This window comes from Nonomuraea roseoviolacea subsp. carminata (genome assembly GCF_024172185.1).
In the GTDB taxonomy this organism is placed as follows: Bacteria; Actinomycetota; Actinomycetes; order Streptosporangiales; family Streptosporangiaceae; genus Nonomuraea; species Nonomuraea roseoviolacea.
The window spans coordinates 4,200,622-4,225,044 of record NZ_JAMZEC010000001.1; the positions used below are offsets into that span (position 1 = coordinate 4,200,622).

The window sequence follows — 24,423 nt, forward strand, 5'->3', positions numbered from 1 at the left end:
ACCAGGGGGTAGTATCTGGGCATGGACGCACTCGTACAGCCCGCCGTGGAGGCGGAGCGGACTCTGCCGGCGCTGGAGTTCGACGTCTTCGCCCGCGCCTGCCCCTCGCGCGCGACCTTCGAGCACATCACCGGCCGCTGGGGCTCGCTGGTCCTGATCGGCCTGAACGAGCACCCCATGCGCTTCAACGAGCTGCGCCGCCGGGTCGACGGGGTGAGCGACAAGATGCTCACGCAGACGTTGCAGGCGCTCGAACGCGACGGGTTCGTCCACCGCAGCGCCCGCGAGGGGTTCCCGTCGCGGGTGGACTACAGCCTCACGCCGCTCGGCGAGCGCACCGCCGTGAAGCTGTGGGCGCTCATCGAGCTGCTGGAGGCGGACATGCCCGAGGTGCTGAAGGCGCAGGCGGCGTACGACGAACGGCGCTCCGGATGACGCAGATGCCCCGAAATAAAGGGACTTTTGGCCCCTATCTCCGCAAGTCGCCGGCCAGCAGACTGTTCGGATGTTCCGCATTCGGATGTCGCGCATGACGGCGGGCGGGCCGGTGCGATGACCGCCCGAGACCTCAAGGAGCTGTCGCAGGCCGACGCGCTGCGGCTCGTGGAGGACCCCGAGGAGGCGGCCTCCTATCGGGAGCGGCTGACCCCCTGGGTGGCGGGAGAGATGGACCAGGTCATCCGCATCCGCCCGGAAATGGTGACCGGATTCGAGCTGGTGCCCGCCGTGTCCTGGAACGACGCGCGGCACGCCGCGGGAAACGCCTTCGACGTGACCCGAGGCGGATAATGCCAAACACTGGGCGCGGGAAAATCCGTGGCATTTCCATGGCCGAAAGAAGGCCGTTGTCAATGAGCGGCGCGGCCCTTTCGTTTTCCGGGCGCCGGGGTATCATGAGCGCATCGGAGTTCGCCTTGCGGGCCCGTCGTCGGCGTGCGCTCCGGCGCGTCAGGCCGCTCGCCGCGAGGGCGGGCGGCCTTGCGCCGGGCGGTCACAGGAAAAGCTGGACCGTCGCGTTGTCACCGGTTACCAGGACGATGGTCACGACTACGGTGATCAGGCTGAGGATGAGAAAGGTGCGGCGTGGCGGCCGTACCCGAAACTCTCCGTCGATCCTGATCCTCAGGTTGCGAGAGGACTTCGGCATGACGCCCTCCTTCGGGTGGGCAATGGTCCGGCGGGGTCCGCTGGTTGACGGCCTATGGGCCTCGCCGGGCTGTTGATAATGAGCGTATCCCCACTAATGCACTCCGCCAATGATTTCCAGCTTCAACACGTCAATAAGGATTAGAGGCGGACCGTCGCGTCGTCCCGGGTAAAGGCGGCGCGACGGAAAAATCATCAGGTTGATGCCGCCCGGTGGATTGAAATCGCGAACGGCCGAGTGCGAGCGCGCCTCTCACCCCGATTTCTCGGTCGTGGACCAGATGGATCGGGATGGCGTCCATGAGGTCCGCGTGCTCGGCGCCCGCCGGGCGGAACGCGGCCGTCAGGCAGCCGTCGGCCATGAGGAAGTCGGCCACCCCTGGCGCCCGGAGCACGCTCCCGCACAGCCACACCGAGCCGCCCCGGCCGAGCGTCACCAGCGCCATCGAGCGCAGGAACTGCCCCAGGATCCCGCCGAACAGCCGCATCACCTGGACACAGAACTCGTCACCGGCCAGCGCGCCGGCGATGACGAGCGGGGCGATGCCGAGCCGTTCGCTCCTCGCGCGTTCGACCCCCGCGGCGAGCAGCGGCGCTGGGTCGATGCTCAGCGCCACGAAGTCGTACAGGTGCGTGAACCCCCGTGACCCGGAGATCGACTCCTCCACCGAGACGGCCCCGGCGGAGCCGGGAGGGGAGGCGTGCGCGCCGGGGGCGGGGGAGCCGGTGCGGTGGCCGCGCAGCCAGGCGAGGTAGTCGCTCTCGCGGCGGGTGCGCGGCTGCCAGGGGATGTGGCCGCCCTCGGTGCCGTGCGGGCGCCCGTGGGGGTCGAGGTGGCCGACGCCGACCCCGGAGTCCACGGCGACGACCAGCCGCGCCCGCCCGTCCGCCGCCTCTCCCGGCCCCGGCCCCGGCTCCGCGCCCGGCTCCGGGCTCGCGGCGGCGGTGAGGCGCTGGTGGCCGCTCTCGTCCAGCTCTCCGACGCCGGCGGCCATCGCCTCCATGTCGTTCACGGTCTCCACCCGGATCCCGTACGTCGCGGCGAAGCGGTCGCGCCGGAAGACCGGCCAGTCGGGCCGGTTGGTGACGCGGACGTCGCCGTTGGGGCGCGGCTGCCCGGCCACGCCCGCGACCAGCATCTGAGGCGTCCGCCCGATCATCGTCAGGCAGTGGTGCAGGAGGGCGTCGAGCGAGCCGAAGTCGGCTCCCCGGAACCCGATGGTCTCGCCCGTGGGCTCCCCGGTGGGCTCGTGCCGCACGAGGACCGTCATGCCCCCGGCGTCGACCCCGGCCAGACCCGTGCCGTCCGGCTCGACGGGCGGGAAGCGGTGGTCGAGCCGTCCCCCGGACCGATCCTCAGGCAAGATCCTGTCTCCGTCCGCGAGGCGAGTCGAGCGGCGGTACGGATCACATCATGACATTTACGTCCTGCGCCGGACGGCTCAATCCGGGAATAGGTCCGGGGATTCGCGGCGGCATTTCCTGGGGTGCGCCGGAAATACGCCACGACATAATGAGAATTATTCGGAAATATCGGTTTTATCAGCGCGGGCGTGGGCGCGGGCCACGCTGAGGCTGTCCTCGTAGATGTGGTACCGCGTGATCAGCCCGTCCTCGACCGTGAGGTGCAGCGCGAAGGGCGAGGTGTACGCGCGGCCGTTCGCCCGCACCGTCTGCCTGATGTGCCCCAGCACGACCGCGTCGGGCCCGTCCACCAGGATCCGCGCCACCGACGTGCCGTTCAGCTCGGGCACGTGGTACTCCTCCAGCATGCGGAAGTGCCCCGCCACGTCGCCCCGGCCGGTGCGCCGGCGGATCCACGGGGTGTCGGGGTGTTCCCCCTCGGGCCAGTCGAGCTGCCAGTCGATCTCCTCGGCGAACAGCTCGGCGGCCCCGTCGTGGTCGCCCTTGGCCATGCGGCCGAGCAGTTCCGCGACGGTTTCGCGGGTGGCGTTCATCAGGCGTTCCTCTCTGTACGCGGTGGTGCGGCACCAGTCTCGCGAACGCGCCTGACCTCAGTCGATTACCCGCCGGGTAATGCGCCTGCCTACCTTGAGGAAGCTTCGCAAAAAACGGATAATCCGCGGACCGATGAGTTTCCGTGCCGGCACCGGTCTGCACAACCGACGACCACAAGGGAGACAAAGATGATCAATGACCCCGCACTGCAGGCCCTGTCCAGGCTCGTCGGCACCTGGAAGATCTCCGGGGGACACGAGGGGACCGTGACGTACCGCTGGCTGAACGACTTCTTCCTCCAGCAGGACGTCCAGCTCGGCGACACCCACGGCATCGAGATCATCGGCCGGGAGCGGAAGCTGATGGCCGAGCCCAGCGCCGACATCAAGTCCCGCTACTACGGCGACGACGGCAGCACCCTCGACTACACCTACGCGCTCGACGGCGACACGCTCACCATCTGGGCGGGTGAGCGCGATTCCCCCGCCTACTTCCGGGGCGTCTTCAGCGCCGACGACCGCACCCTCACCGGAGCCTGGGTCTACCCGGGCGGGGGCGGCTACGACTCCAACGCCGAGCGCGTCGACTAGCGCCTCAGGGGAGACCGGCGCCTCAGCGGAGCTGGATGCCGATGACGCAGGTGTCGTCGTCCGTGTCGGACTTGCTGTACGTGAGCAGATGGTCGAGCCGCTGCTCCAGCGACGACACCTCGGCCGTGGCGACCGTCAGGAGCTGGCGCTGCGAGTGCTCCAGGCTGCGGTCCTTGCGCTCGATCAGCCCGTCCGTGTACATGAGCAGCACGTCGTCCTTGTGGAGCTGCACGCTGCCCTCCTCGAACCTGGCCTCCGACAATGCCCCCAGCAGGACGCCCTCGATCAGCGGCAGCTCCGACGCCTCGCCGTCGCGCAGCATGATCGGCGGGAAGTGCCCGGCCCGCGCCCACCGCAGGACGCGGGTCTCCGGGTCGAACAGGGCGCACACGGCCGTCGCGGTCACCTGCTCGGTCAGGTGGTGGGCGACGAGGTTGAGCCAGGTGAGGAGCTGCGCGGGCCCGGCGCCGGTGGTGGCGAGGCCGCGCAGCGCGTTGCGCAGGACGACCATGCCGGTGGCCGCCTCGATGCCGTGGCCGGCCACGTCGCCGAGCGACAGCAGCACCTGCTTGGACGGCAGCACCACGCAGTCGTACCAGTCGCCGCCGACCAGGTGCTCCTCCTCGGCCGGCCGGTAACGGACCCCGATGCGCAGGTCGAAGGCGTCGATCGGGCCGTGGGTGGGCGGCATGATCGCCTGCTGGAGCTGCAGGGCCAGCCGGTTGCGCTCGGCGGCCTGCTGCTCGGTGTGGGCGAGCTGGTCGCGGGTGGCGGCGAGCGCCACCTCCGTCCAATGCTGTGCGGAGATGTCCTGGTACGCGCCCCGCACGCTGAGGAGCCGCCCGTGCGCGTCGAGGACCGGCTCGGCGACCACGCGGATGTGCCGCGACACCCCGTCGGAGCGCTGGAGCCGGAAGGCCGTGGAGGCGGGCCGCTGGTGGTGCAGCAGGGCGCGCAGGAAGCGGCCGAGCGCCACGGCGTCGTCCGGGTGCGCGTGCGCCGGGAGTTGCTGGAGCGGGATGGGCGGCGCGGTCTGCGGCAGGCCGAGCAGCGTGAAGAGCTGGCCGTTCCAGGTGATCTCGCCGTTGACGAGGTTCTCCTCGAAACCGCCCATGCGCCCGAGCCGCTGCGCGTGCTGGAGCAGGCCGGCCACCCGCGCCGCCTCGTCGAGCACCCGCCACAGCAGCAGCACGCAGTCGCCGTGGCGGCTGATGCTGACGCTGGCCACCGCGGTCAACGGCACCTGGTCGATGATGGCGGTCAGCGGCATGCGCTCGGCGCGGAACGGCTCGCCGGTGGCGTGGACGCGCTCGACCTTCTCGAACAGCCCGCCCTCGCCGGCCGCCAGCGGGTACGCCTCCAGCAGCAGCGCCCCGTTGACCGCGCTGCGCGGGCGGCCGGCGAAGTCGACGAAGTTCGTGTTGACGTGCTGGATGCGGAAGTCGGCGAGGTTCCCGTCGGCGTCGAGGTGCGGCCGCAGGATCAGGGTGGGGTCGTGCAGGCCGTTGGCCAGGTCGAGCAGCTCGGAGTCGGGCGGGCGCGGGATCGACCGCGTCTCCGGATGGTCCTCCAGGGTGTGGGCGATCAGCTCGGCCAGCGCCTCCACCTGCCGCTGCACCGCCTGCGGCTGCGGCGGCAGCGGGTGCGGCCAGACGATCTCCAGCACGCCGAGGACACGCCCTCCGGTGCCCGTGGGGACCGCGACCCGGGCGCCGCTCTCGTCGGGAAGGTGGCCGATCGACGGCAGCCCGACCTCCGACACGTCGCCGAACCACACGGTGCCCCGCTCCTCCAGCGCCTGCCGGGCCGGCGTGACGACGCCGGGCGGCACGTACCGCCACCGGCCCGCCTCCCCGGGCGCGAACCCGGCCGCGCCCGCCAGGGTGAGCGAGCCGTCGGTACCGGCCGCCCAGACGGCGACGGCCGTCGCGCCGAGCGGCGCCAGCGCGTGCTGGAGCAGCGACTCGCTGACCGCCTGGGTGTCGTCCGCGGCGAGGACGCCGCTCTCCGCCGTGCGCAGCCGCAGCGTGATCGACGGCTTGCCGTCGCCGGAGCCGCCCGCGTCGGCGGCGGAGCCCTGACGGCCGACGGTCGCGCTGACGAACTGGGCGGCCGCCTCGGTCAGCCGGTCCTGGGCGGCCTGGTTGACGATGTCGGCGGCCAGTTCGAGCTGCGACAGCCCGGCCTGCTCGGCGAGCGAGGAGAGCTGTCTGGCGGCCTCGGCCGGGTTGCAGCCCAGCCGCTCCACCAGGATGCCCTTGGCCAGCTCGATCAGGGCACGGCCGTCGGCCGCCGCGTGCGCCTCGCGCACCTCGCGGCGCAGCCGCTCGACGGTGGCGGCGAGCCGCCCGAGGCGGGTGCCCTCATCGGCGGGCTGCTGCGGGTCGTGCACGTGCTGCTCCTCGACGCTGGTTGGGGCCGGCTGACGAACCGGGCGGCTGGATGACACGCCCAGGGGCTACCGGTTCAGCCAGCGCTGGATGCGGGCCAGCAGGTCGTCCGCGTCCACCGGCTTGGTCACGTAGTCGCTCGCCCCCGAGGCCAGGCTCTTCTCCTGGTCGCCGGGCATCGCCTTGGCCGTGACCGCGATGATGGGCAGGTCGGCGTACTGCGGCATCTTGCGGATGGCCGCCGTGGCCGCGTAGCCGTCCATCTCCGGCATCATCACGTCCATCAGGACGAGGTCGATCTCGGGGTGCGCGGTCAGGGTCTCGATGCCCTTGCGGCCGTTCTCCGCGTGCAGCACCTGGAGGCCGTGGATCTCCAGGATGCCGGTCAGCGCGAACAGGTTGCGGGCGTCGTCGTCCACGACCAGCACCGTGCGGCCGGCGAGGGTGTCGTCGACCTCCTTCGTGACCTGCTGGCGCACCTCCTCGGGCCGCACCAGCGGCAGCACGTCGTGCGGCCCCTCGGCCGACAGGTGCAGCGCGATGCGCTCGCGCAGCTCGTCCAGGCTGGAGAGCAGTTCGAGCGGCTGGGTGCCGGTGCGGGCCTGCAGGTTGGACTCCTGCCGGGGGTCGAGCCGCCAGTTGTTGTAGGCGAGCACGGGCACCCCCCGCAGCGCGGAGTCGCCGTCCATGTCCTCCAGGAAGCGCAGCGCCGCCCCGTCGGCCATGTCCAGCTCCAGGACGATGCAGTGGTACGCCTGGGCGGCGAGCGCCGTGGCGGCCTCCTGCACCCCGACGGCGGTGATGACCTCGACGGGGCCGCGCAGGTCGCCCCGGTCGCGGTTGTTGGCCAGGTCGGCCACCGCGCTCTCGGCCACCAGCGACAGCAGTCCGCGGTCGCGCTCCTCGATCACCAGCAGCCGCCGCTGCTGCTGCGGCTGGGGCGCCGCGACGGGCGGGGCGGCCGGGGCCGAGCCCGGCTCCAGCGCCTCGCGCTCCGGCCGCTCCTGCACGGCCGAGCCCGCGGGCGGCTCGTCGAAGTCGGGGCGCGCCACCGGCAGGTAGAGGGTGAACACGCTGCCCTTGCCGGGGGCGCTCTGCGCGGTGATCGCGCCGCCGAGCAGGTAGGCGATCTCGCGGCTGATCGACAGGCCGAGCCCGGTGCCGCCGTACTTGCGGCTGGTGGTGCCGTCGGCCTGCTGGAACGCCCCGAAGATGGCCTCCAGGTGCTGCTCGGCGATGCCGATGCCGGTGTCCTTGATGCGGAAGGCGATGGCCGAGCCGTGCATCCGCACCGAGGCGGGCACCTCGGCGGTCGAGGCCGGCTCGATGTGCAGCTCCACGCTGCCCGTCTCGGTGAACTTCACCGCGTTGGACAGCAGGTTGCGCAGGATCTGGCGGAGCCGGGAGTCGTCGGTCAGCACGTCCACCGGGACCCCGGTGGCCGTGGTGACGACGAAGTCGAGGCTCTTCTGCGTCGTCATCGGCCGGAACGTGGCCTCGATGTCGTCGAGGAGCTGCCGCAGCGGCACCCGCTCGGGCGCGATATCCATCTTGCCCGCCTCGACCTTGGACAGGTCGAGGATGTCGTTGATGAGCTGGAGCAGGTCGGAGCCGGCCGAGTGGATGATGCTCGCGTACTCGACCTGCTTCGGGGTGAGGTTGCGCGTGTGGTTCTGCGCGAGGAGCTGGGCCAGGATGAGCAGGCTGTTGAGCGGGGTGCGCAGCTCGTGGCTCATGTTGGCCAGGAACTCGCTCTTGTACTTCGAGGCCAGGGCGAGCTGCTGGGCGCGGGTCTCCAGCTCCTGCCGGGCCTGCTCGATCTCCAGGTTCTTGGTCTCGATGTCGCGGTTCTGGCTGGCCAGCAGCGCCGCCTTCTCCTCCAGCTCGGCGTTGGAGCGCTGGAGCTCCTCCTGCTGGTTCTGCAGCTCCTCCGAGCGGGCCTGGAGCTCGGCGGTGAGCCGCTGCGACTCGACCAGCAGCTCGTCGGTGCGGGCGTTGGCGATGATGGTGTTGACGTTGACGCCGATGGCCTCCATGAGCTGGTCCAGGAACGCCCGGTGGACGGCCGTGAACGCGTAGACCGAGCCCAGCTCGATGACGCCGAGCACCTGCTCCTCGACCACGATCGGCAGCACGATGACCGAGGTGGGCGCGGTCTCGCCGAGCGCGGAGGACACCTTGACGTAGTCGGCCGGGACCCCGTCCATCGCGATCGTACGGCGGGTGCGGGCGGCCTGGCCGACCAGCGACTCGCCCAGCCCGAACCGCGTGGGCCGCTCGGGGTCGGCCGGGTAGCCGTAGGCGTTGATGAGCTTCAGGACCGCGCCGCCGGGCGCCTCCTCGGCCAGGAAGAACGCGCCGTACTGCGCGGTCACGAGCGGGGCCAGCTCGCTCATGACCAGCTCGGCCACGGCGCTGAGGTCGCGGTGGCCCTGCATGAGGCTGGAGATGCGGGCCAGGTTGGACTTGAGCCAGTCCTGCTCCTGGTTGGCCCGCGTGGTCTCGCGCAGCGAGCCCACCATCGAGTTGATGTTGTCCTTGAGGTCGGCCAGCTCGCCCTCGGCGTCGACCGTGATGGAGCGGGTCAGGTCGCCGGAGGTGACGGCGCTGGTGACCTCGGCGATGGCGCGCACCTGGCGGGTGAGGTTGCCGGCCAGCTCGTTGACGTTCTCGGTGAGCCGCTTCCACGTGCCCGAGACGCCCTCGACCTCGGCCTGGCCGCCCAGCCGGCCCTCGCTGCCCACCTCGCGGGCCACGCGGGTGACCTCCGCGGCGAAGGAGGAGAGCTGGTCGACCATGGTGTTGATCGTGGTCTTGAGCTCCAGGATCTCGCCGCGGGCGTCGACGTCGATCTTCCTGGTGAGGTCGCCGCGGGCGACGGCCGTGGTGACCTGGGCGATGGAGCGCACCTGGTTGGTCAGGTTGTCGGCCATCGAGTTGACGTTGTCGGTGAGGTCCTTCCAGGTGCCGGCCACGTTGGGCACCCGGGCCTGGCCGCCGAGCTGCCCCTCGGTGCCGACCTCGCGGGCCACGCGGGTGACCTCGTCGGCGAACGCGGACAGCGTGTCGACCATCGTGTTGATCGTCTGGGCGAGCGCGGCGACCTCGCCCTTCGCCTCGACCGTGATCTTCTGCGACAGGTCGCCCTTGGCGACCGCGGTGGCCACCTGGGCGATGGAGCGCACCTGGCCGGTCAGGTTGGAGGCCATGAAGTTGACGTTGTCGGTGAGGTCCTTCCACGTGCCCGACACGCCGCGCACGGTGGCCTGGCCGCCGAGCTGGCCCTCGGTGCCGACCTCGCGGGCGACGCGGGTGACCTCGTCGGCGAAGGCCGAGAGCTGGTCCACCATCGTGTTGATGGTCTCCTTCAGCTCCAGGATCTCGCCCCGGGCGTCCACCCGGATCTTCTGCGACAGGTCGCCCTTGGCCACCGCGGTGGTGACCTCGGCGATGGAGCGCACCTGGGCGGTGAGGTTGTCGGCCATGACGTTGACCGACTCGGTCAGCGCCTTCCAGGTGCCCGACACGCCCTTCACGTCGGCCTGGCCGCCCAGCCGCCCGTCGGTGCCGACCTCGCGGGCGACGCGGGTGACCTCGTCGGCGAACGAGGAGAGCTGGTCGACCATGGTGTTCAGCGTGTTCTTCAGCTCCAGGATCTCGCCCCGGGCCGACACGGTGATCTTCTGGGAGAGGTCGCCGCGGGCGACGGCGGTGGCGACCTGCGAGATGTTGCGGACCTGGGCGGTGAGGTTGCCGGCCATGTAGTTCACCGAGTCGGTGAGGTCGCGCCACGTCCCGGCGACGCCCTTCACGTCGGCCTGGCCGCCGAGCTGTCCCTCGGTGCCGACCTCGCGGGCGACGCGGGTGACCTCGTCGGCGAACGAGGAGAGCTGGTCGACCATCGTGTTGACGGTGTTCTTCAGCTCCAGGATCTCGCCCCGGGCGTCCACGGTGATCTTCTGCGACAGGTCGCCCTTGGCGACCGCCGTGGTGACCTCGGCGATGGAGCGCACCTGGCTGGTGAGGTTGCCGGCCATGGCGTTGACCGACTCCGTCAGGTCCTTCCAGGTGCCCGACACGCCGGGCACCTCGGCCTGCCCGCCGAGCCGCCCGTCGGTGCCGACCTCGCGGGCGACGCGGGTCACCTCGGAGGTGAACAGCGAGAGCTGGTCGACCATGCCGTTGAAGACCAGGGCGATCTCGCCCAGCAGGCCACCGGCGTCGGTGGGCAGCCTGGTGCCGAAGTCGCCGTCGCGCACGGCGGTCAGCCCGGCCAGCAACTGCCGGAGCTCGGGCTCCTGCGCCCTGCTCACGCCCCGGCCGGGACGTGCCTGCTGACGGGAGCCGCCGGCCGTCGTCTCGCCCATCTCCACCCTCGTTCCGCTGAACCGCATGCGGTCGCATGCTCGGACATCATTATCGCTATATGGGGCATAACGGGCGGCCAGTCGCTGGGCCGCGCTGTGAATGTACCGGCAAGTAAACAGTTGTTCGGCACGGTCAGAAGAACCGTATCGATGTGGTCAAGATGCGTCACGCGGGACACCGCCCGGTCTGGTCGCCCGGCGGCCGATAACGTTCCCACTCCTCGCGGGTCAGGCCCCGGGCGGCCAGCAGGCACGCGCGCCGCGCCAGCGCCTCCGGCGCGAGCGGCCACTCCCGCAGCGTCCCCTGGGGGCCGGCGGCCAGCAGCGAGCCGCGTGCCGTGAACTGGAGGCCGCTCTGGAGGGTGTCCAGCAGCGGCTCGCCGAGCGGTTCCAGGGTCGCCGCGTCCCACAGCCGCAGCGGCTCGCCGCCCGCGAGGAGCGCGCCGTCGGGGCTGAATGCCAGGTCGCCCGACCCGGTCCTGAGCGTCCGCCGCGTCCCGCAGGCGCGCAGGTCGAGGAAGCGCAGCACGCCGTCGTCGCCGGGCACCGCCAGCTCCCGCTCGCCCGGCGCGTACCCGGGCTGCCCGGAGCCGGTGCTGGTCACCACGGCCCGCTGGTCGCAGCCGATGATCCGACGTCCGGTGGCCACCTCGCGCTCCGCGTACTGGCCGGGGGTCAGTGTCTCGGCCAGTCGGTCGCCCGCGTGGTTCAGCGTCCACTGGACCTTCAGCAGGGTGCTGGTCAGCCCCTCGGGCTGGGCGTAGTCCGACAGGACGACCCGGCCCGTCTCCGCCAGCCCCGGGACGCGGCGCGCCACCACGGTCATGCGGCCGGTCGCCGGGTCCTCGTCCGCGACGCCGAGCACCCGCCCGTCGCCGCTGAAGCGGGCCTCCCCGGTGACGGGCAGCCGCCCGACCACCTGGCCCTCGGCCATGCTCCACAGCAGGTGCTCGCCGCCGGTCGTGACCAGGAGGTGGCGGCCGTCGGGGGAGAAGGCCAAGCCGTCCAGGCTCTGCTCGGCCGGGAGGTCCAGCAGCTTGGCGTCGCGGCCCGTACGCAGGTCGCGCAGCGCCACGGACGCGCCGGGGCCCGGGTGGGCGGCGCGGGTGCCGTCGGGCGCCGGGACGATCAGCGGCAGCGCGCCCGCCGACGGGATCGTCGCCACCCGACCCGGCCGCAGCGCGGTCTCGGTGTCCCAGACGACCGCCGCGCCCCCGCTGCCCGCCGCCACCAGCCGGCGGCCGTCGTCGCTGAAGGCCAGCGCCTCCAGCCCGTCGAGGGCGCCGGGGAGCGGGTGGGGGCTCGGCCGCTCCTCGGTCAGGTCCCACAGGGTGACCTCGGTCGCCGACGTCCGGGTGGAGATGAGGGCCAGCGAACGGCCGTCCGGGGAGACCGCGGAGGCGTGGAGGGCCTCGAGGGACTGCTTTGCGCCGACGTCACCGGTGTCGGTCGTGACGGCCGCCGCCTCGTCCCAGCCCCACCGCACGGCCGTCCGCTCGTCGGCGGAGAACGCGACGCCGTCCGCCGGGGCCCGCGACCGATGCGCGCCGGTACGGGCGTCCAGCAGAGTCATGGCCCGCGCGCCCGTGCCGGCCGCCACTCCGGCGGCGAGCACGGTCCCCCTGGGGCTGAAACGGAGGGTGGGCCGCGGGTCGGGTATGTCGGGGACGGTCATCCGCGCTGACAGGGCCGTGCGTCGCCCGTCGGACACGCGGTAGGCCCCGATCCGCCCATCGGCCGTCCACACGGCCACGACCGCACCCTCGGGACCGCCTCCCGCCACGCGCTCACGCCCGCCCTTACCGGAGCGAGGGCCCTTTCCGGGGCCTCTGCCGCCGCCTCCTCCGGCCATCTCAGCGAGCCCCATGAGTCCTCCCGGAGCCCAGCCGAGACCCGCGAGCCCCGCCCCCATGCTTCCTCCCGGAGCCCTCCCGAGACCCACGGCCGCGGCCCTGCTTCCTCCCGTGGTCCTCACAAGCCCCGCACCATTCCCCAGACCCGCGCTGGCTCCCAGGCGCGCACCACTTTCGAGACCCGCACTGCCTCCAAGACGCGCACCGGTCGCGTGGCCCGCGCCGTCTTCGAGACGTCCGCCGTCCCCCAGACGCGCACCAACTTCGAGACCCGCACCAGTCGCGTGGCCCGAGCCGTCTACGAGACCTTCCCCTCCTCCCAGGCCCGCGCCTTCGACAGAGGGCGCGCCCTTCCCGCCGCCCACGCCTCCACCCGAGGTCACGCCTTCGGCGAGGACGGTGCCCTTTCCGGCGGCCGGGCCCGCAGCAGGGACGGGGCGGGCGGTCATGGCCACGATCCGCGACCCCTTCGACGGGCGGACGCTCCAGCGCAGCCCCCCGGTACGGGCGTCGAAGACGGACAGGCGGTCCGCGCCGCGCCCGGTGGCCAGCAGCACCAGCCGCCCGTCAGGGCTCAGCCCCGCGTTCTCGTACGGCCCACGGTGCCGGAGCCGCACCACGCGATCGGAGGTCATGTCCCACAGCACCGGGAACTCGGCGCGGTCCTTGCCGAACGCGTGCCGCCCGTCCGGGGCGATCCCGAACAGGGTGCCCGCCCGTTCGCCGGCCGGTTCGCCGGTGAGCAGGTCGGCGAAGACGACCCGCCCGGCTCCCGCCTGCGCCGCGACGCGCCGATGGTCGGCCGACACCGCCATGGGTCTCGCCGCCTCGGAGGAGAACGCGGCCAGCGTCCGCGCGGCGCCCGTCGTCAGGTCCCACACCCGGACGTCGCCGTCCTGCCCCGCGGCGGCCAGGAAGCGCCCGTCCGGGCCGAACGCGAGCTGCCGTACCTCGCTGATCTCCTCGGGCGGCCCGCGCAGCACCCGGGCGAACGGACGGCCCTCGGTCCACACGTAGATCCGCCCGTCGAGCGGGGCGCCCGCCGAGCCCGCCTCGGCGTAGTGGGAGGCCGCGATCACGCGTCCGCCGGGGGCGACCGCGACCGTGCCCAGGGAGAAGGGCACCGGGTCGCCCGGCCGGACGCGCGGGAACGCGACGATGCCGCGCATCGCCTCGTGCGTCAGCGACAGCAGGCTTCCGCGCGCCTGCGCGGTGCGGGCGGTGCGCCACGCCTCGGCGGCGAGGACCAGGGCGGCGTCCATCCGGCCGGCCCGCTCGGTCAGCGCGAGCGCGGCCAGCCGCCCGGACTCGGCGGCGAGGAACCAGCGGTTCGCCTTGTCGGCGTTGCGCGTGGCCACCACGGCCGCGGCCGAGGCGGACGCCGCGAGCACGGCCAGAGCCACGGCCACCGCGACGATCAGCCGCCGGGTCAGGCGGTGCTGCCGGACGTCCTCGCCGGTCAGGTCCTCCTTCGGCCGCCCGTGCAGGGGCGCGGCGAGCTCCGCCACCGCGTCGCCGAAGCGCGGGTCGCGCATGTGGAGCCCGTCGCGCGAGCGCGCCCACGTCAGGTCCACCCAGCGCGGCTCCTGCGGGTACGCGTCGCGCAGGACGGCCGGCAACGCGTTCGACCGCGCCGGGTCGAAGCCGTCGCCGGCCCATTCCAGCGTGCCGTCGGTCAGCACGAGGAGGAGGTCGTCCACCGAGTGGCCGGCCAGCCAGTGCTCGATCTCCCTCGACGGCCAGGGGGAGGCCGCCGCCTCCGGGGAGGCCAGCAGGATGAAGCACCGGGACGAGTCGAGCGCCTCGCGGATCGACGGCCACAGCCCGGGGTTCGCCGACAGGCTCGCCTGATCAAGAAAAATCCGTAAAGCGCGCATTTTGTACCAAGGGCGGATGAACCTATGCAGTTCATCGCGCAGCGCCTTGGCGATGGGAGCGTCCTTGGCCCTGCTGTACGAGATGAAGGCGTCGTAAACGATCGGCACTTTTGCCGGAAAAGGGGAGAATTCGCTCGCCGGGATCACCTCTCCGGTCGTGCCGCTGCCCGTCGGAACGCCGATGCTTCACCGTCAAGCCTAACAATGGCCGACTCCGTTGAAGGCCCTTCTCCGTTCTCGTACATTCAGGTGAGCCTTTTCCGGGATCTGGAGGTGGCCGTGCGGCACGCATTGTTCGCGGTATTCTCCTGGCTGCACTCCTCCATGAGCGCAGGGCGCCCGGCAAGCCCGACCAGCCTAGGAAGGCCCCAGACCCCAGCGCTCACGGTTCACCAGTTGGCGGGCACGCCCGGGATGTTCGCCGGCAACGCGTGCCCCGGCGGGTGGATGACGTACACGATGCCGCCGCTGCTGGAGCTGCGCTGCCACACGTTCTCGAAGTCGGCCCGCGGATACACCCGCCGCACCGCGTCGTTGCTGGACGAGGCCGGGTCGTTGGCGATCACGTCGCCGGTGGCGGTGAAGCCGACGACCACCATGATGTGCCCGTTGGTCCCGTACCCGGCGCCCGGCAGCTCGCCCTTCTTGAACGACTGCGAAGTGATCACCGGGATGCCTGCGGAGATGAATCGTTCCAGCTCGGTGAGAGACCGCAGCCGCGTCACGAACCCGTCCATGCCGTAGCGCCCCGCGTAGGCGGTGTTGAACGGCCAGTTGCCCGCGCCCTGGTAGGCGTGGTCGTAGCTGTACCGGGCGGCGTAGTCGACCTCGGGGTTCGGGTCGGACGGGTCCACCCAGGCGGTGTCCTCGGCGCTCGGCCACCTGTCCCAGTAGCCGAGGACCATCGTGGTCGAGGTGGGGCTGCACCAGGCCTGCCCGCCGCCGTCCCACTCGGGGTAGTGGCCCTCGTGGACGTTCTGGGAGCGGCGCGGCACGGGCAGCTCGACGCCCCACGCGCCGCCGGCCGGGCTGGCCGGTACGGTCTTGCGTTCGGGTACGGACGAGGCCATCGCGCCGAGCGTGCGCACCCGGGGCGTGACGCCGGAGCCGGGCGTCCGGTAGAGGGTGAGGCGGAGCTGGTAGGCGTCGATCTGCCGGCCGGCCGCGGCGACCAGCGTGTCGACGGAGACGGTGGCGTCGGCGTCACCCTGGCCGGGCACCGACGTGCGGCGGATGGCGTCCTCGCCGTAGGCCCAGCGGCCCAGCACGTACCACTTGGTGAGCCCGGCGGAGTTGCGGGCGCGCGCCTCGACCTGCATCCAGCTCCCGGCCGGGATGTCGGCGGTCCAGGAGGCGATCAGTTCGGTGGCGGGGAAGCCGACCTGCTCCTCGGGACCGGTCCAGCGGGCGTACTCCCACGTCCTGGTGCCGAGCGCGTCGGTGTAGTCGGTGGTGCCGATCGCGGAGGCGAAGGTCAGGCTGTCGCCGTCGCCGGCCGTTCCCTCGGGGGTGCCGGTGGAGAAGTCGGAGCGCCGGTAGGCGACGTCCGAGGTGCCGGTCGCCGGTTTGGCCCGGACCGCTCCAGCGGCTGGGGTGGTGAGAGTCGTGACCACCAGGACGGTGGAGACCAACATGGATAACGCGCGCATGAACCCACCTTGCTCGGACGCCGCTCGACGCGGCCGAGAGTAGACAGATCCGGCATGTCACCACATCGGGAAATCTACGTATGCCCAGCAAGGGCGATGGGTGCCGACCGCCGGGTCAACACGCTGTGAACAGCTCGTGACTCGCCTCGGGGTGCGCGAAAGGGACGCCTCATGAGCAGTTCCGAGGGGGTGCGAAGGGAATTGCCGGGATCGGTGGAGTAAGCGGTGTAGGCAACAGAAAGGGACCCTCCGCATGACCGCTCCACCCGAGGTGGGCGATCCCCTGACCCAGGCAGCCGACGACGCCGTCGCCATCGTCGCGTCGGTGCGGGAGCCGGAACGGTTCGCGACCCTCTACGACCGGTACTTCGAGGAGATCTACCGCTACCTGGCGGTGCGGGTCGGCCCCGAAGCGGCCGACGACATGGCCGCGGAGACGTTCCTGACCGCCTTCCGCAAGCGGCACACCTTCGACCCCGACCGCGGAGCCGTACGGCCGTGGCTGTACGGCATCGCGACCAACCTCGTCGCGCTGCACCGGCGAGGGCTGTCGCGCATGCTCGCGGCCTTCCGCCGCGCGCCGCGCGCCGACGAGGTCGAGGCCGGGCTGGAGGACCGGGTGACCACCCGGGTGGACGCCGCGGGCGCGCGGGGGCCGCTCGCGGCGGCGCTGGCGGGGCTCTCCCGGGGCGACCGCGACGTCCTGCTGCTCGTCGCGCTGGCCGGCCTGACCTACGAGGAGGTGGCCGAGTCGCTGCGCATCCCGTACGGCACCGTCGCCTCGCGGCTCAGCCGGGCGCGCAGGAAGGTGCGGGCCGTCCTCGGCGACGTCAACCCCATGAACGGAGACGCAGATGGATGACCTGTCCGCGGTACGGGAGCGGTGCGCCGTGCCGGGACCCTCGGCGGAGACGAAGGCACGCGGCCAGGCCCGGCTGTGGGCGCTGATCGAGGAGGAGCGCTCCGGATCCGTCCGCGCCGGCCACGAAGGGTCCGCGCACCCGGGGCCGGCGGACCACGCCGGGCCGCCGGCGCCGCCGCGGTCCCATCCGGCCGGGACCAGCCGGAGCGGGCGGCCCGGCGACGGACCGGCCTGGGGATCGGCGCGATGGCGTTCCGGGATGTCCGGCCGAGGCGGGGCGCGAGGCGGCCGGCCGCCCGCCGCGTCCGGCCGAGCCGGGCGGCGGCCGATGCGGGCAGCGCTGTGGCCCGCGCTCGGGATGGGCCTGGCCGGCGCCGCCGCGGCCGTCACGCTGGTGCTCTCCTCGGCCGCTCCGCCGCCCGCCGCGCCGCCGGCGCGGCCGAGCGCCCAGCAGATCCTGCTGGCCGCCGCCACCTCGGCCGCCCGGCAGCCGGCCGACGGCGACTGGTGGGGCGACAAGCTCGTACGCGGCGTCCGGGTACGCGAGCCGGCCGGCCGCTACACCCTCCAGGTCACCGGCTCCGAGCAGACCTGGATCCCCGTGGCGAAGCAGGACTCGTACTGGCTCGTGCAGCGCTACCTGGGCGCCCGGCCGGCCACGCCGCGCGACGAGCAGGCGTGGCGGGCCGACGGCTCGCCCACGGCCTGGACGTACGAGAAGACGACGACCGGCGCGGCGGTCATGGTCGGCGCGGACCCCGACCGGCTGGAGGCGGCGCCAGGCCCGGCGGAGTCCACGGAGTCGGCGGACGTCGACTGGCGGATCATGTTCGCGGGCAAGCCGCTGACGAAGATGGACGACTTCCCGGCGGACCCGGTGCGGCTGCGCGCGCTTCTGGAACCCAAGCCGGGCGCCACCGCCGCGTTGCTGGCCAACCTCACCAGCCTCATCGCTCATGTCCCGGTCTCCCCGGCGACCCGGGCCGCCGCCTACGAGCTGATGGCCTCCCTGCCGGGCGTCACCGCGCAGGGCGAGGTCACCGACCAACTGGGACGCACCGGCCAGGCGGTCGCCTACACCGGGCCCGACCCCCTGCGCTCCGAGCGTGAGGTGCGGACGCGGCTGATCGTGGACTCCGCGACCGGCGCCCCGCTGGCGGTGGAGACGCTCGCCGCGGACACGGGCGAGATCATCCGGTTCACCGCGGTCGAGTCGATCGGCTGGACCGACAGGAAACCAGACCTGCCCGACCCCCATCCCCTCGACGACGAGAACTGACGAGAACTGACGAGAACTGACGAGAACTGACGAGAACTGACGAGAACTGAGGAACCTGATATGCGCAAACCCCTCGTGATCACCGTCGCCGCGCTCGCCCTGGCGGCCACGGCGAGCCCCGTCCTCGCCGCCACGGCGCCTCCGGCCTCGGCCGCGGTCTCGGCGGCGCCGCAGGGCACGTACTGGCACGTCAGGAGCGTCTACACCGCGACGCATCCCCGCCAGGTGGGGACCAAGGAGAAGTACTGGGTCGTGACGGAGCGGGTCTCCGAGCACTGGGCCGATCACGACGGCCGTATGTGGTGGTCCACCAGCGACCAGGCGCGGCCGAAGAGCGCCGCCGACCTGGCCGCGTGGAAGCGGGACGGCTCGCCACAGAAGTGGACGTACCGCACCGAGGGCATGCTGGTGAAGCTCACCGCGAACCCGCACCAGACCCCGGTCAAGCCGATGAGGGGCAACGACTGGCTGATCGGCGAACGGAAGCTGTCGTTCCAGGAGATCCAGAGCCTGCCGACGACGCCCGAGGGGCTGCGGGGCTGGCTCGTCGAGGCGTCCGCCGTGGGAGAGGACCCCGTGCTGCCCCAGAACTTCGACGACTGGGTGAAGGGCGCGTACACCAGCCTGCTCTACCGGCTGCCGGCGCCCAGGCCGGTCCGCGTCGCCGCGTACCAGGCGCTGTCGGGCCTGGCGGGGGTGAAGTCCGCCAAGCAGGCCGGGAACGCGGTCAAGCTGACGTACGGCTACGACGCCGCGGGCTACGAGGCCAGGTTCGGGATCGTGGTGGACACCGGGGCCATGGCGGTGGTCGAGACGTCGGTCGACACCAGCCGCGACGGCAAGCCGTTCAAGGCCAAGACGTCCGTCACGAGGTACGAGACCGGGTGGAGCGACACGCTGGGGTCGTGACCTGAGATCGTGGCGAGCGCGGACCTCTTCCCCGCGCTCGCCATCCGGTATCACTGGAAATCGGATGAATCACTACGCTGCCTCCGTGACCACCGAGAGCCCGGCGGCTCCTCCCGGCGCCGCCGAATGGGCGCGCCGGATCGCCTGGGGAGCGCTCGCGCTGTTCCTGGCCGCCTTCGCGATCTTCGAGAGCCAGAAGTACGGGCTGCCGACCACGCTGGCCATGCTGGTGTTCCTGGCGCTGCCCGACCTGGCCAGGTTCGCGGGGGTCCGTCCGCCGGGCCCGCTGTACGGGGCCGTCCACAGGGTGTGGATACCGCTCGCGATCCTCGTGGGCTACACCGTGGGGCAGGTCTCGTGGCCGCCCCTGTTCACGGCGGGGCTCGGATGGCTCACCCGCATCGCCGTCGAACGCGCCCTGGGCCGCCGCCCGACCTCCCCACCCCGCTGACCCCGAGGCCCCCGAGGGGCGGGCTCCGGTGCTCGCGCCCACCCGGCCTACGCCGGCGGGGCCTCCGGCACGGGCATCCGGTCGAGCAGGTCCGCGAGGAGAGCCGGGTCGGTCCCGCCCACGGCCGTACGGGCGCCGTCCAGTACGGAGGCCGCGAGCGGATCGCCTCCCTCGGCGGCGCGCCGCAGCCACTTCTCGGCCGTCCAGTCCTCCCGGTTGGCGCGGTGCGCCTTGGCCAGCCGGAACGCCGCCCCGGCGTGCCCCCGCGACGCCGCCAGCAGGAAGAAGAACATCGCGTAACTGAGCCGGGGAGGCTCGGCCTCCTGGTAGCCGATGCCGTGAAGATAGGCGTGCCCGGCGGCGCGCTCCTCCGGCCGGGGATGGTTGAACAGCTCGGTGGCCTCGTGCCGGCCCGCGTCCCCGGCCCGGCGCAGCCAGTCGCGCGCCACGTCCGGGTGGTTCCTCAGCAGCGTGACCACGGCCAGTCGCATGCAGTCCCGGCCGTCGGCGGGGTCGCTCTCGCGCAGCAGGCGCAGCCCGGTCCTGCCGTAGATCCGCAGCAGCTCCCGTTCCTTCTCGGACACCGGCTCCGCGGGCTCCTCCGCTCCCTCATCGGGTACTCCGCGCAAGACGGGTGGTTCGGCCGGGTCGCCGGGGACGGGCCTGCGGGGCCGCCACGGCAGCACGCCGGAAGCCGGGGCCGCGGGGTCGGCGCCGACCACCGGCGCAGGCTCGGCACCGACCACCGGCGCGAGCTCGGCGACGGGCCGCGGCAGGTGGCCGGGGACCGGCTGGGACGGCGGCGCGAGAACGGCGGGCGGCTGGGGTGGTGGCGCGAGGACGGCGGCGGGCGGCGCGACGGCCAGCGCCGTGGCCCCGCTCAGGGCGGGGACAGGGGTGAGCGCGGCGGCGTCGTGCGCGGCCCGCCAGCACGCGTACCACGCCTGGATGTCGCCCATGCCGCCCACGTCCAGCCCGCCCTGCCCGGCCGCCGTGGCGCAGGTCGTGACGAAAGAGTGGACGAACGTCCACTTCGGCACCCGCTTGCGTTTGCCGGTCAGGACGTCGGAGACGGTGCTCTTCCTCAGCTCCATACACGCCTTGTTGGAGCGTGACAGCCGGCACAGCTCGGACAGCGCCGGGGATCCGGCCAGCGCGTGCAATTCCCTGAGCCGCATGACGAAGGGGTGCGGGGCCCCGTCGTGAAGTAGTTCAGCCATCGTCCCAGCCGGAAAATGAGTGATCTTTGATAAACGGTGAATAACACAAGTCATCCTGGCACCAGTGGGCGCACAAGCACGGCGAGATCCGATATTTCCTGTCGTCCGAGATCAACCGGCGACCGCACCGCCTCAGACTCCCCGCGCCCGCCGTCCCGCCGCACGCGCAGTCGGACGCATCCGTATATAGGCGAACTATTCCGGACGACTCCGGACGACTCTGAACAGCTCTGAACGGCTCTGAACGCTTCTGGACGACTCTGGACGACATCGGATGACACGCGGCGCTGCATCGGCACGCTTATCCGGATATAGCGCTATCTGCTCCGGAGTTGTCCGGAGGCGTTTGCATCGGTGGCACCCGAGCCCGTCGCCTCGGCAGTGTTGACCGCGTCCCGACCGCCGACGATGGAGAAGCTCATGCCGTGCGCCGCCGCCGCTCCGCACACCTTCCTGCGCGTCACCGGCGACCGGCGGCCGGGTCGTCCCCCGGGGCCGTGGGCCCACGACGACGACCAGCTCCTCATCCTCCTGGTGACGACGTGGGCGCTGGCCACGGGCCGCACACCGCCCGGCCGCCCCGCCGACCGGCTGACCCCCGAGGAGCTGATCGAGTTCTGGGCGGACGAGCGGACCGCGTCCGGCGACCCGCCGCCTCCCGGGCGACGCCGACCCACCTGTTGAAAGGATCTCCGATGGGCATTTCGCACTGTCACCTCCCGGCGCTGCCCGCGCCCGGCTCGCGGGCCGCTGTGATCATCGTCGTGGTCGTCGTCTCGGGGGCGGCGGTCCTGCTCCTGCGCGCCGGCATCGGCGTCGAGGGCGCGATGGGCCTGCTGGCGGCGATCACGGCGTGCGTCGCGGGCGTCGCCCGCCACCTGCATCCCCGTACGCCGGGAACGGACACCCCGCCGGCCGCCTGACCGGCCCGCTCCGACCGCCCCGCCACGAGCCGGCGGGCGGAAATCCGCTGGCCCGGAGGGTGGCGGGGCGGTCATCATGGCCCGCATGCCGATCCGCGCCGCGCTCCCCGGCGATCTGCCCGCCCTGCTCGCCATGGCCGTCGACTTCTACGCCGAGGACGGCTTCACCACCTCGCGCGAGGACCTGCGTGCCAACCTCGCCCACCTCGTCGCCTCGCCCGCCGCCCGGGTGGCGGTGAGCGAGGAGGAGGGCCGCGCCGTCGCGTTCGCGATCACCACGACCTCGTTCGGGCTGGAGTCGGGCCCGCTCGCCGAGCTGGAGGACCTGTACGTCGTCCCGGACGCGCGCCGGCGGGGCGAGGCGGAGCGGCTCATCGAGGACAGCCTCCGCTGGGCCGCCGCACGAGGATGCACGGCGGTCGAGATCGTCGTCGCGCCCAACGGCCACGACGTGAGCCACCTGCTCGCCTACTACGGCCGGCGCGGCTTCCGCGACGAGGGCCGCCGCCTGCTCACGCATCCGCTTGATCTTCGTCCGCCCGTCCGGCAGGCTTTCCCGGCAGAGACGGAGGGCTGACGCCGATGGATTTCGCGACGGTGATGCGGGTGATCATCGGCGTCTTCACGCTCGTCCACATCGCGGCCGCCATCTACACGTCGCTCACCGGACGGACGCCGCCCCTGCTCAGCCGCCGGCCGGTCGGTCGCATCCGGCCCCGCGTCTGGGGGCACCTTCTGGCGGGGGTCTTCGGCGTCATCGCGCTCAGCGTGCCGGCCGTGAGCGACTCCACTCTGGTCATGGTGCTGTCCGGGCTGGGGTTCGCCTGCATCGCGGCCGCCCCGATCCTCTTCCTGGTCTCGACGCACCCGCCGAAACGCGCCCCCTGACCTGGTCCTCCGACCTAGTCGACAGCCTTTCGGAGCGCGCCCACGTCGAGCAGACCGGCGTCGACCACCGCGCGGCCGAAGGGGCGGGCCAGCTCGGCCAGCCGCTCGCAGCCGTCCTCGCCCAGGGCGCCGTACGCGGGCAGGGCCAGAGCGTCGGTGCGGTCCTCGATGTGCCGGCGCAGGGCCGCGCCCTCGGCGCTGAGCGTCTCGTCCGCGCCGAGCAGGCCGCGCTCGCGCAGCCGGTCCACGGCGGCGGCCCACTCCTCGTCCGGCCAGGCGCGGCTGACCCGCAGGACGGCGGAGGGCACCTCGCCGGCGGCCCCGTGCAGCACCAGGGCCTCCAGGCCGCCGACGCCCTCGGTGAGCAGCGCCGCGATGTGGCCGTCCCCGCGGAACTCGCGCAGCAGGGTCTGGGCGTGCCACAACCGCCGGATCGGCTCCTCCGGCCACGGCAGGGCGGCGTGGGCGGCGAACAGCGGGCGGCCCTGCAGGTGCTCGCACGCCGCGAGGGCCGCCCGGCTCGCGAGCGCGACGGTCTCGTCCAGGTGGGGAAGCTCGTGGAGGCCCGCCCGGCGGAGTGCCTCGGCGGCGGCGTCGGAGCGGGCGGTCAGCATGTCCTCGGGGGTGACGACGTCCCAGGCGGCGGGAAGCGCCCGGCGTACGAGGTCGGGGCAGAAGTTGTAGAACGTCGCGATGACCTGTTCGGCCGAGGCGCGCCCCAGCGCGGCGCCGCGGGAGGCGAAGTACCCGGCCCGGCCCTTGAGCCCCAGCGCGGCGTACCGGCGCGTCGCCTCGGGGGCGAAATAGATCATGCCGTGGACGGGCTCCAGCCGCCGCCACGCCTGCCGTGCAGCCTTCATGCGCTCCGCCTCCGGTTGGACCGACCAGTCAGTATGTAGAATCTAGTTCGGTACTTGAGGCCGCGTCAATGATCCTCCAGGCCAACCGACAAACTGGACATAAAGCTATAAATCGGAAATATGGAGGTGCGCCATGCCGGTGACCAGCCGTGCGGTCCATCTGATCGCCCGTCCCGTCGGCGAGCCGAAGCCGGGCGACTTCGAGCTTGTCGAGTCGACGCTGCCCGACCCGGAAGAGGGGCAGATCCTCGTACGCAACGACTGGCTGTCCGTCGACCCCTACATGCGCGGCCGGATGAACGACACCAAGTCCTACGTCCCGCCGTTCCGGCTCGGCGCGGCCATGGACGGCGGCGCGGTCGGCACCGTCATCGCCTCCAACGCCCCCGGTGTGCCGGTCGGCGCGACCGTGCTGCACTCCCGCGGCTGGCGCGACCACGCGCTCCTCGACGCCTCCCACGCCCGGGTCGTGGACACCGACATCGCGCCGGCCCGCACCTATCTCAGCGCGCTCGGCATGACCGGGCTCACCGCCTACGCCGGGCTCAAGGAGGTCGCGCCGGTCACGGAGGGCGACGTCGTGTTCGTCTCGGGCGCGGCCGGAGCCGTCGGCATCGTCGCGGGGCGGGTGGCCCGCCACCTGGGCGCCTCCAAGGTCATCGGCTCCGCCGGCGGCCCGGAGAAGACCCGCCGCCTGGTGGAGGAGTTCGGCTACGACGCCGCCGTCGACTACCGCGCCGGAGACCTGGGCGGCCAGCTCGCGGCAGTCGCCCCCGACGGCATCGACGTCTACTTCGACAACGTCGGCGGCGACCACCTGCAGGCGGCCCTCGGCGCGCTCAACACCTTCGGGCGGGTCGCGCTCTGCGGCGCGATCTCCCAGTACAACGCCACCGAGCCCGTCCCCGGCCCCACCAACCTCTTCCTGGCCGTCGGCAAGCGGCTGACGCTGCGCGGCTTCATCGTCAGCGACCACCAGCACCTGGCCGCCGAGTACGCCCGGCTCGCCGCCACCTGGCTCCGCGAGGGAACCCTGCGCAGCCAGGAGACCGTCGTGGACGGCCTCGACAACGCCGTGGACGCCTTCCTCGGCCTCCTGCGCGGCGCGAACACCGGCAAGATGCTCATCCGCCTCACCTCCGCGGATTGAGGTCGGGCGGTCAAAAGCCGGGCGTTCAAAAGCCGGGCGGTCAGCAGCCG

Annotated in this window: 21 protein-coding genes; 12 read left to right on the forward strand and 9 right to left on the reverse strand. The window is 72.6% G+C overall.

Features of this window, described 5'->3' with window-relative positions:
- Window positions 1–21: 21 nt before the first annotated feature.
- Window positions 22–435, forward strand: a complete 414-nt coding sequence (locus HD595_RS19670; protein ID WP_253771081.1) for a winged helix-turn-helix transcriptional regulator — start codon at window positions 22–24, stop codon at window positions 433–435.
- Between the two features lie 117 nt (window positions 436–552).
- Window positions 553–789 (forward strand): hypothetical protein, encoded by a 237-nt coding sequence (locus tag HD595_RS19675; RefSeq protein WP_253771082.1) that lies wholly within the window; start codon window positions 553–555, stop codon window positions 787–789.
- 202 nt (window positions 790–991) lie between these two features.
- Here the strand turns inward: HD595_RS19675 and HD595_RS19680 are convergent, their stop codons facing one another.
- The 3 genes from HD595_RS19680 to HD595_RS19690 form a co-directional block, all read right to left on the reverse strand.
- Window positions 992–1,147 (reverse strand): hypothetical protein, encoded by a 156-nt coding sequence (locus HD595_RS19680; protein ID WP_253771083.1) that lies wholly within the window; start codon window positions 1,145–1,147, stop codon window positions 992–994.
- Between the two features lie 130 nt (window positions 1,148–1,277).
- Window positions 1,278–2,510, reverse strand: coding sequence for a glucokinase (locus tag HD595_RS19685; RefSeq protein ID WP_253771084.1), 1,233 nt, complete (start codon window positions 2,508–2,510; stop codon window positions 1,278–1,280).
- Between the two features lie 156 nt (window positions 2,511–2,666).
- Window positions 2,667–3,104, reverse strand: coding sequence for a nuclear transport factor 2 family protein (locus HD595_RS19690; protein WP_253771086.1), 438 nt, complete (start codon window positions 3,102–3,104; stop codon window positions 2,667–2,669).
- A gap of 189 nt (window positions 3,105–3,293) precedes the next feature.
- Here HD595_RS19690 and HD595_RS19695 point away from each other — a divergent pair, with 189 nt between their 5' ends.
- Window positions 3,294–3,695 carry a hypothetical protein gene (locus tag HD595_RS19695; RefSeq protein ID WP_253771088.1) on the forward strand — a complete coding sequence of 134 codons (402 nt, stop codon included), beginning with the start codon at window positions 3,294–3,296 and terminating at the stop codon, window positions 3,693–3,695.
- Window positions 3,696–3,717: 22 nt separating this feature from the next.
- On the opposite strand, the gene HD595_RS19700 is transcribed toward HD595_RS19695, so the two are convergent.
- From HD595_RS19700 to HD595_RS19715, 4 genes are all read right to left on the reverse strand, one after another.
- Entirely contained in the window at window positions 3,718–6,087 is a 2,370-nt protein-coding gene (locus HD595_RS19700) for a SpoIIE family protein phosphatase (RefSeq protein ID WP_253771090.1), read from the reverse strand.
- A 66-nt stretch (window positions 6,088–6,153) separates the two neighbouring features.
- Window positions 6,154–10,479 carry a HAMP domain-containing protein gene (locus HD595_RS19705; RefSeq protein ID WP_253771092.1) on the reverse strand — a complete coding sequence of 1,442 codons (4,326 nt, stop codon included), beginning with the start codon at window positions 10,477–10,479 and terminating at the stop codon, window positions 6,154–6,156.
- Between the two features lie 139 nt (window positions 10,480–10,618).
- Window positions 10,619–14,329: a WD40 domain-containing protein gene (locus HD595_RS19710; protein WP_308211187.1), complete on the reverse strand. Its 3,711-nt coding sequence runs from the start codon at window positions 14,327–14,329 to the stop codon at window positions 10,619–10,621.
- Window positions 14,330–14,571: 242 nt separating this feature from the next.
- Window positions 14,572–15,831 carry a C39 family peptidase gene (locus HD595_RS19715; RefSeq protein WP_253771094.1) on the reverse strand — a complete coding sequence of 420 codons (1,260 nt, stop codon included), beginning with the start codon at window positions 15,829–15,831 and terminating at the stop codon, window positions 14,572–14,574.
- Between the two features lie 253 nt (window positions 15,832–16,084).
- Between HD595_RS19715 and HD595_RS19720 the strand changes: the two genes are divergently transcribed.
- The 4 genes from HD595_RS19720 (at window position 16,085) to HD595_RS19735 (ending at window position 19,332) form a co-directional block, all read left to right on the forward strand.
- Entirely contained in the window at window positions 16,085–16,693 is a 609-nt protein-coding gene (locus tag HD595_RS19720) for an RNA polymerase sigma factor (protein WP_253771096.1), read from the forward strand.
- On the forward strand, window positions 16,686–17,972 hold the full coding sequence (locus tag HD595_RS19725; RefSeq protein ID WP_253771098.1) for a CU044_5270 family protein: 1,287 nt from the start codon (window positions 16,686–16,688) through the stop codon (window positions 17,970–17,972). Before HD595_RS19720 ends, HD595_RS19725 begins: the two co-directional genes overlap by 8 nt.
- A 60-nt stretch (window positions 17,973–18,032) precedes the next feature.
- Window positions 18,033–18,881: a hypothetical protein gene (locus HD595_RS19730; RefSeq protein ID WP_253771100.1), complete on the forward strand. Its 849-nt coding sequence runs from the start codon at window positions 18,033–18,035 to the stop codon at window positions 18,879–18,881.
- A gap of 85 nt (window positions 18,882–18,966) precedes the next feature.
- Window positions 18,967–19,332: a hypothetical protein gene (locus tag HD595_RS19735; protein ID WP_253771102.1), complete on the forward strand. Its 366-nt coding sequence runs from the start codon at window positions 18,967–18,969 to the stop codon at window positions 19,330–19,332.
- Between the two features lie 47 nt (window positions 19,333–19,379).
- On the opposite strand, the gene HD595_RS19740 is transcribed toward HD595_RS19735, so the two are convergent.
- Window positions 19,380–20,552, reverse strand: a complete 1,173-nt coding sequence (locus tag HD595_RS19740; protein WP_253771104.1) for an SEL1-like repeat protein — start codon at window positions 20,550–20,552, stop codon at window positions 19,380–19,382.
- Between the two features lie 384 nt (window positions 20,553–20,936).
- Between HD595_RS19740 and HD595_RS19745 the strand changes: the two genes are divergently transcribed.
- The 4 genes from HD595_RS19745 (at window position 20,937) to HD595_RS19760 (ending at window position 22,363) form a co-directional block, all read left to right on the forward strand.
- Entirely contained in the window at window positions 20,937–21,236 is a 300-nt protein-coding gene (locus HD595_RS19745; RefSeq protein WP_253771106.1) for a hypothetical protein, read from the forward strand.
- 11 nt (window positions 21,237–21,247) lie between these two features.
- On the forward strand, window positions 21,248–21,475 hold the full coding sequence (locus HD595_RS19750; RefSeq protein WP_253771108.1) for a hypothetical protein: 228 nt from the start codon (window positions 21,248–21,250) through the stop codon (window positions 21,473–21,475).
- 85 nt (window positions 21,476–21,560) lie between these two features.
- Window positions 21,561–22,052: a GNAT family N-acetyltransferase gene (locus HD595_RS19755; protein WP_253771110.1), complete on the forward strand. Its 492-nt coding sequence runs from the start codon at window positions 21,561–21,563 to the stop codon at window positions 22,050–22,052.
- A 5-nt stretch (window positions 22,053–22,057) separates the two neighbouring features.
- Entirely contained in the window at window positions 22,058–22,363 is a 306-nt protein-coding gene (locus HD595_RS19760; protein WP_253771112.1) for a hypothetical protein, read from the forward strand.
- Between the two features lie 14 nt (window positions 22,364–22,377).
- Here the strand turns inward: HD595_RS19760 and HD595_RS19765 are convergent, their stop codons facing one another.
- Window positions 22,378–23,223, reverse strand: a complete 846-nt coding sequence (locus tag HD595_RS19765) for an SCO6745 family protein (protein WP_253771114.1) — start codon at window positions 23,221–23,223, stop codon at window positions 22,378–22,380.
- Between the two features lie 133 nt (window positions 23,224–23,356).
- On the opposite strand from HD595_RS19765, the gene HD595_RS19770 reads away from it, so the two are divergent.
- A complete protein-coding gene (locus HD595_RS19770) occupies window positions 23,357–24,373 on the forward strand; it encodes an NADP-dependent oxidoreductase (protein WP_253771116.1) in 1,017 nt (338 codons plus the stop codon).
- Window positions 24,374–24,423 lie beyond the last annotated feature (50 nt).